Annotated in this window: 1 protein-coding gene; it reads left to right on the forward strand. The window is 62.7% G+C overall.

What is annotated here, in order from left to right:
* Positions 1-255: hypothetical protein (locus IB213_RS18455; protein WP_192408193.1), on the forward strand; the 255-nt coding region annotated here is incomplete at both ends.

Below are 255 nucleotides of genomic sequence, written 5' to 3' on the forward strand. Positions count from 1 at the left end.
GCGGGGTCATCACCCTGGCGCTGGATGACCAGAACCTGGCTGGCGGCAGTACGCCTGCCAACCCTGACTTTGCCCAAGATGCCATCACCTTTACGGCAGGCTCGGATGCGATTGCCTCGCTGAAGTTTGGTACGGACCTGAGCACTCTGTCGACGAGCGCAGGCCTGGTCTGGAGCCGTGTCTCGGACACGCAGATCGTCGGCAAGATCGGTGCGACGACCGTCGTGACGCTGGATCTGACGGCCAATGCAGGCA

It is taken from the genome of Comamonas sp. CMM02 (genome assembly GCF_014851485.1).
Classification (GTDB): Bacteria; Pseudomonadota; Gammaproteobacteria; order Burkholderiales; family Burkholderiaceae_C; genus Comamonas; species Comamonas avium.